Annotated in this window: 4 protein-coding genes and 1 pseudogene; 3 read left to right on the top strand and 2 right to left on the bottom strand. The window is 57.0% G+C overall.

What is annotated here, in order from left to right; translation table 11 throughout:
* Positions 1-115 precede the first annotated feature (115 nt).
* Positions 116-274, bottom strand: a complete 159-nt coding sequence (locus ACILRN_RS14935) for a hypothetical protein (protein ID WP_395689617.1) — start codon at positions 272-274, stop codon at positions 116-118.
* Positions 275-580: 306 nt separating this feature from the next.
* On the opposite strand from ACILRN_RS14935, the gene ACILRN_RS14940 reads away from it, so the two are divergent.
* The 3 genes from ACILRN_RS14940 to ACILRN_RS14950 all read left to right on the top strand — a co-directional run bounded on the left by ACILRN_RS14940 (position 581) and on the right by ACILRN_RS14950 (position 5,860).
* Positions 581-1,582, top strand: a complete 1,002-nt coding sequence (locus tag ACILRN_RS14940) for a sulfate ABC transporter substrate-binding protein (protein ID WP_395689618.1) — start codon at positions 581-583, stop codon at positions 1,580-1,582.
* A gap of 276 nt (positions 1,583-1,858) precedes the next feature.
* A complete protein-coding gene (locus ACILRN_RS14945; protein WP_395689620.1) occupies positions 1,859-2,044 on the top strand; it encodes a hypothetical protein in 186 nt (61 codons plus the stop codon).
* A gap of 399 nt (positions 2,045-2,443) precedes the next feature.
* Positions 2,444-5,860 carry an STAS domain-containing protein gene (locus ACILRN_RS14950; RefSeq protein ID WP_395689622.1) on the top strand — a complete coding sequence of 1,139 codons (3,417 nt, stop codon included), beginning with the start codon at positions 2,444-2,446 and terminating at the stop codon, positions 5,858-5,860.
* Positions 5,861-5,941: 81 nt separating this feature from the next.
* Here ACILRN_RS14950 and ACILRN_RS14955 read toward each other — a convergent pair.
* Positions 5,942-6,825, bottom strand: a pseudogene (locus ACILRN_RS14955) (IS481 family transposase).
* Positions 6,826-6,896: the final 71 nt, after the last annotated feature.

Genomic DNA, 6,896 nt, shown 5'->3' on the forward strand with positions numbered 1-6,896 from the left:
GCCAGCACGACCGACCAACATGCCCCGTCTCCTCGGCATGCTTCAGGATCCTCAACCTGCGCTGAATCTCGCGATCTTTCTGGGTCGTCGCAGACATACTCCCGGCCCAACAGGGCTATGAAATAGGATGTCTCGCAAGATCGTAGATATTTACAACCTCGGTCATTCCGATCTGCCGGATCGCTTCAGCCACCGGTGTACCTTGCCAAACAAGAACATCCACCTGCAGCAGCTTGGTGGCGATCTCTTCAGGCGTGTGCTTCTTCCTTGGCATGTTCTGATCCTCCTTGATGCCACAAGACATACTTCAAGTAGGACCACTTCAGTGGGGGTGGATCACTGGCCCGCAACAGCCGCACCTATAGACATTATTGCGCCGGAAACGGCACTCACAGTTAATCCAAACCACTGCGACATGCCAAATTGATCCTTCAAGACTTCTAACAATCGACAAATTTATCTGCCACCCACGCGCTGCGCAACGGGAAGGAATTGTGATAACGGTAAGTAGAATTGCTTTTGCTGGAACTTGTTATTATGAGCTGAGCCGTATCATGATACTATTCCAAAGGTTTTTGTCATGCGCCACGCAGGTGTTTTAGTATTTGCATTGTCAGCCGTCATCATGTGCGCACAATCGGCATGGGCCAACGACCGGCTCACGAATGTGAGCTATGATGTCAGCCGGGAGTTATTTGAGGACCTCAATGCCGTGTTCATCGCTAAATGGATGACGGATACGGGCCGCAAGGTCGAGATCGCGCAAAGCCACGGCAGTTCCTCACAGCAGGCGCGCGCCATTCTGAATGGCCAGGCAGCGGATGTTGTGACGTTCAATCAAGAAACCGACATCGACACTCTCGTTGATGCGGCCCTCATTGCCGCAGACTGGCGTAAAAAGTTTCCTGATGGCGCTTCGCCCTACTATTCATTCCCAACCTTTCTGGTGCGTGCCGGAAATCCAAAAGACATACGCGATTGGTCTGACCTTGCCCGTAACGACGTCATTCCGGTCTTCCCCAACCCCAAGAGCAGTGGCAATGGGCGTTACACCTATCTCGCAGCCTACGCCTTCGGACTAGGGCAGAGTGGCGGCAACCTTCAGAAGACGCAGGACTTCGTTCGGAAAATTCTATCTTCTGTCCCCAATTTTGATGCTGGCGGGCGTGCTGCAACACAAAGCTTCACGGAGCGAGGCATTGGCGACGTGTTGGTGACGTTCGAAGCAGAAGCGGGCGCCATAACCGAGAAATATGCCAACCAGAGATTTGTCCGCGTCACGCCGTCTTTCTCTCTCCTGGCAGCTTTTCCTGTCGCGGTCGTGACTGCCAACGCGGAGCGGAACGGTAGCACTGATATTGCCATTGCTTATCTGGCCTGGCTTTACTCACCCGAGGCGCAAGAAATTCTCGCTCGCAATCACTACCGGGTTAGAGATGCAAAGATTGCGGCCAAATATGCCAAGGACTTTCCCCCGCTTCGCCTCGTTACTGTGGATCAGGTTTTTGGCGGTTGGGACAAGATCCGCATGTCGCATCTCGCTAATGGGGGCATTCTCGACCAGCTCCTCGTCGACAAATAAGACGCTCAACGAATTGAAATCGAAACTCAAACCTCACTTGCGGTACAAAAACCCAAGTGCCACTTGTTTCAAAGACCTCATGCCGGGGCTTTGGTACCTTCAGCTTCACTCCTGGCTTTTGCTGTAGAATGCCTTACTGAATGCATGGTCATACTGACCTGTCCGTTATTTTCTGAGGCAGACGAGCTGAGAGAATATAGCCTGGTTCAGAAAATGCCGGTCAGGTCAGAGCGGGCTGTCCTTTTTCGGAATCAGGTCGGGCGCGAGGACGCAAGCATGAACAAGGCGACAATTCGCAGGTTGCACTGCGCGGTATACACGCCCAAATCCTCCGAGGAAGGCTTGGATCAGGAGTTCAACAGCCTCAACGCCTATGCGAAGAATCATTTTTTCCATGAGAGCGATAACAAAGACGACGCTGCTCCACATGCTACTCTTGCACTGAAGCCTCAGAAACCATGACGGGCCATCAGTCTATCATGGCGACCAGGAGCAGAAGGCATTGACGACGATCCATTAGCGGAACAAATGAGCCGTGGCGATCCCTCGGCGGCAACTGAGGAAAAGTGAATCATGCCGCCTTTGGCTCGTCAACCCAAAGAGTGGGAAGCGCAACGATTTTCGACTGTCCAAGACCTCGATTCTGCAGCAGGGTCTCCAGTCCAGACAAATTTCTTAAGGCCAACGACACAGCCTCCCAGACGGTACTTGGACAGTTACAAGTCGAGGTATATCATCCCAGGCAAACTGAGCAGTCACTTGCCGCCTGATTCACACCACGGATTCTCTGGAAAACTCGGGGCAGTTGAGCGAGTCGTTCTTTGCCAGAACGGCTGATGCGAACCAAAAGAGGGATGAGTGATGGGCCGTATTGATGAACTGCCCACCTTGACGGTCAACTCTGGAAGGGCCCGCCAGCTGAGAGACGCTCGCGAGCGCCTCGCGGAAGTCGCGATGAAGATCGGCCAAATGCTTGAATTTCATAAAGACGGACGATTCGGCTATATCACCCGGGAGTGGGGCTTCATGACCCCCGCTGGACTTGGCGCTCCGATTGGCGGCAAGTTTCGTCCGTGGGAGGAGGCGCTCGAGAAGGCGCGGCTCTTTTTTCCAGATGCACGAGCCTACGAGTCTTTCCAGAGCGACCCGATGGCGATGCGCCTACCCCCGGAGACATTGCATGCGGGCCAGCATGAGATGTTACCTGGGAACCAGTACCTGCAGGACTTCCTGCGCACGCCGCCAATGCCTGCTCCTGCTCTTCTCCCTCATGACATGGTTGATTACCGCGATGCATCGCGGCTCTTCATACTCCTCGGGAGCCTAGCACACCTTTCGTCAAACTGCAGTCCCGGTCAGAAAGCGGTCCCTGAGTGGATCGCAACGCCGTTGCGCGTTTTAGCCCGGCGGCTGGATGTCGAGCCTGCGCTTTCCGGGCACTTCATGGTTGTCGATAATTGGCGGTGGCGCGGTTCAGTTCCGTCGCGCGACTTTCGCCTCGAGGAGATCGAGCTCCTCTATCCGGCTTTTGGTCATTCGCATGAGCGCACCTACCACACCGCTCCTGCCTGCATGGCGTATGCGTTGCGTGCCCTACCATATGGCCTTTATGACCTGATTAGCGCGATGCGCGATCACGCGGATGCTCTGTTGGTGCAACGGCCGTGCGGCGAGTCTAGGGAGCGGTTACTGGCGTTGATCCAAAACATTGCCGAGGGGCTGGCCCGAAGTAAGGATGAATTCCAGCGGATTTCCTCAGATCCGTCGCATCGGACGCATGTATCCAAGTATGTCTTCATCCGGCACATGCAGCCTTTCCACAAGGGCATCGTCCTCGCGAATGATGACGGTACGATAAGCACTACGAAGGGGATGTCTGGCCTTCATTTCGTATCATACCACCTGCTGGATGCCGTGCTCGGTCGGTATCACTTCGGCCAGCTCGGTGAGCTCGCGCGGATGGAGGAGGTGGACAAGTACTATCCACGGCCCCAGCGCGATTATTCCGCATGCGTCGCGCGACTCGACGCCGCTTCGACCTTGCGGGGGTACATCGAGCTAGTCGGCGCAGACGCTGGCCTGCTCCGCGCCTTCAACTATCTCATCGAGTGCTATGCGGGAGAGAGCGGGGCCCTCGCAGCCCACTCACGAAAACTCTTCAGTTATATGCACAACAACCTGCAGGTCGACACATCCGCCGAGGGGAGCAGCTCCAAGCCTACCGCGTCCCCAGACCCTGAGGCTAACCACGTCACCACCTTGCGGATGTTCGGGGTCATGAACGAGGCCGTTCGGGAACGACGCCGGTTGAGGAAGGGTCCTCTTTATGCCCCAGTCACCAAGACCGTCGTCCACCAGAACCAAGAGGGAACTTTCGCCGTCATCGAGTTCGCGAGCGCCGGCGACACATTGCGGTATCACGGCTTTGACGTCGTGCGTGTGCTGCTGGCGCAAGACGAGGCGTCGACAGAAGAAATCCGTCGCCGGCATTTCGCTGGCGTCGAGCGTGTCGTCGCCCAAAAGCTGACGTCGCCGCATGGCTGCGGCTGGACCTGGCGAGACCTATCGGAAGCCCTCGGGTGGCCCGCCGAGGGCGTGCCCCCGCAACTACTGTGCAAATTTGTCGAAGAGGTGCATGTGCATGGCGAGCTGGCGCAGCCTGTCTTCAGGCCGGTGTCTCCGCGTGTCTATTCGGTCTGCAGCACGTCGCCAGGAGTGCTTCGGGTGCTCATCAGCCGCCCACGGGACGGTCGACCACATTTCGGTTTCTCGAGGATGACGGACGAACAGCTACCGGACGCCTTTATCGCGATCGCGTCAGGCAAGCGGTTCGGCGTTCCACCAGAAGGCACGAATCTCGTGATGGTGGCGAGTGGCACCGGTATCTCGCCATTCGTATCGCTGGTCCGGGAGATCGGCGCGCGCCGAGGTCATTACACGTTGATCCATCAGACGAACGTTCCCGATGTATTTTTGTGCAACCTCGATGTCTGGAAGGAATTTACGGCTGCGAACCCCAGCGCCATGATCATTGGCTACCTGAGTGGCTCTGGCTTGGGCAATGACGCGCCGGAGAGGGTCGTGGTTGCTGGTGGCCAGATCACTGAGCGCACTCGACTGCCAAGCGACGCGGAAGCGTACTTTTTCCTAAGCGCTGCGGTACTCGAGAGGCTGAAATCAGTGACGCAGGCAAGCGAAAACCTCGCTTACTGTTGCGGCGGAGTGAACTCCACCGTGTTGCCGTTGCGCAATATGCTGGCGAAGCACGGCTGGGCATACGAGTTCTACGCACAATCCTATGGGGTGGAGCGCAAAATTTCAGGCAAGGCGCGTCTGTTCAAGGCTGGAGCGAAGCTTGTGGACGCGATGCAAGTCGGTGAGACGCATCCCGGAGGAGGCAGGATCATTGACCAGATGATCCTGCTCGGGGCTTCACTGGACAAGGCCGCGGGGGGCAGCGCGCCCCCTGATCTCTCGGACCTGTTCTGCGAGCTTCACCCGGATGCCTCGAGCCTATTCCGACTGATGAACACGCCGACGGACGACGAGTTCCAATCGTTTGCGACGTCTCTGGAGCGGGAAGTAGCCCGGGGCGTCGTCCTCGACGGGGTGGCAGACCAGTACGTGGCGGCAGCCCTGTCCTACCCAGACAAACTCAACATCCTCAAGGTCGCGCTTAGGCTCCAGTCCACGGCTCTCGACAGGCACCTCGACGCAATAACCCACGGGACTCCGCTGGACGATTGTCGCACTGCCGAGACGATTGCAGCGGCGTCAAACTGTCTGCAGAATCTCGAGGACCTGCTGGCGCAACTCGCCACCGACGCGCCCGAGCGAGAGCGCTATGCGGACAGGATCGCCCGCGCTCACGCAATTCTGTCGTCTCCGGCTTACGTATTCGACGCGCGGACAGGCGCGAGCGCAGCAGACGCGGCTGAGGACGGCGAGTCCGGGTGGAAAGAGGAGAGGATGCTAGACGTGTTGGTATTTCGCCTGAGGGGCCGGTTCGATCACACGACGAGCACCCTTCTTGTGGAAACATGGCAAGCCCGCTGCCAGGAGGGTGTCCACCGATTTGTCCTGGAGATGTCGGGGTTGACATACATCAACTCGATGGGGCTGCGATGCCTGATTTTGATGGCGAAGCGTTCGAAAGTCGTTTTGTGTGGGTTGAGTCCGTTCGTCGCAAAGATTATCGACATAGGAGGCATCAGTCGCGTCATCTCAGTCAAGCGGGACGTGCGAGAGGCCGTCGATGCGGTTTCGATAGACACATGATCGCGCGTAGCACGAGCCGCTTCGACACACGCAATTGGGGAGTGTGATCAAGGCGATCTGACGAGACGATCCTTGGTTGGTTTATAGCTTTTCCCTGAGGGCTTCGTAAGGTGCCTTTCCATTGAAGGCACCGTGGGGTCTGGAGAGATTGTAGAAACGCTCCCAGTGGGCGAGCCTTTCCTCGAGATCGACGTCATCCTTGTAGGTGAGGAGCTGGTAGAACTCCTCTTCGTCCGTGCGATGAGAACGTTCCACCTTGCCGTTGAGCTGAGGTGAGCGTGGCTTGATGTAAGCATGGCGAATGCCCTTATCTTCCACGTGCCAGTGGAACTTGGCCTGGAATTCGTGCCCATTGTCCGTCCTCACCTCCCGAATTCGGAACGGGAAGCTTTTGATGACGTAGTCGATGAACAGAATGGCATTGGCCTGAGGGTGTGCCTGCTGTAGACCTTGAGGGCCTTGACGGGCGTAGTTTGGTCGATGGCGGTATACTGGTAGCGCTTGATCGGTTTCCCGCCTTTTCCACGGAAAATCAGGAACTTGACGTCAACCTGGATCTGATGGCCCGGAACCTGTTGCTGGTAACGGGTCGTGTGAACCTTTCGGAGCCTCGTACCCCGCGGCAGTCGGTTCAGGCCATTGCGCTTGAGGATACGGGATACGCCGGCAGCGGAGATCTTGATGTCATGGTAGCGGGCAAGATACCAGACGATGCGCATTGGCCCCAGGTGGTAGGTCTTGCGCAGGTGAAGAACCTTTTCAACGATCTCCGGCGGCGTTCGGTTCTTGGGGTTCTTCGGGATCGGCTTTTTGCGAGCGAGGCCTGACTCACCATGCTTCTCGAACGCCGACTTCCATCGGTAAAAACTGGCTCGGCCAATGCCGAAGTACCGGCAGGTCCGACCAACATGCCCCGTCTCCTCGGCATGCTTCAGGATCCTCAACCTGCGTTCAATTCTCCCGATCTTTCTGGGTCATCGAAGACATCCTCCTCGCCCAACAGGGCCATGAAACGGGATGTCTCGCAGGATCGTAG

It is taken from the genome of Aestuariivirga sp. (genome assembly GCF_044238155.1).
Taxonomy (GTDB): Bacteria; Pseudomonadota; Alphaproteobacteria; order Rhizobiales; family Aestuariivirgaceae; genus Aestuariivirga.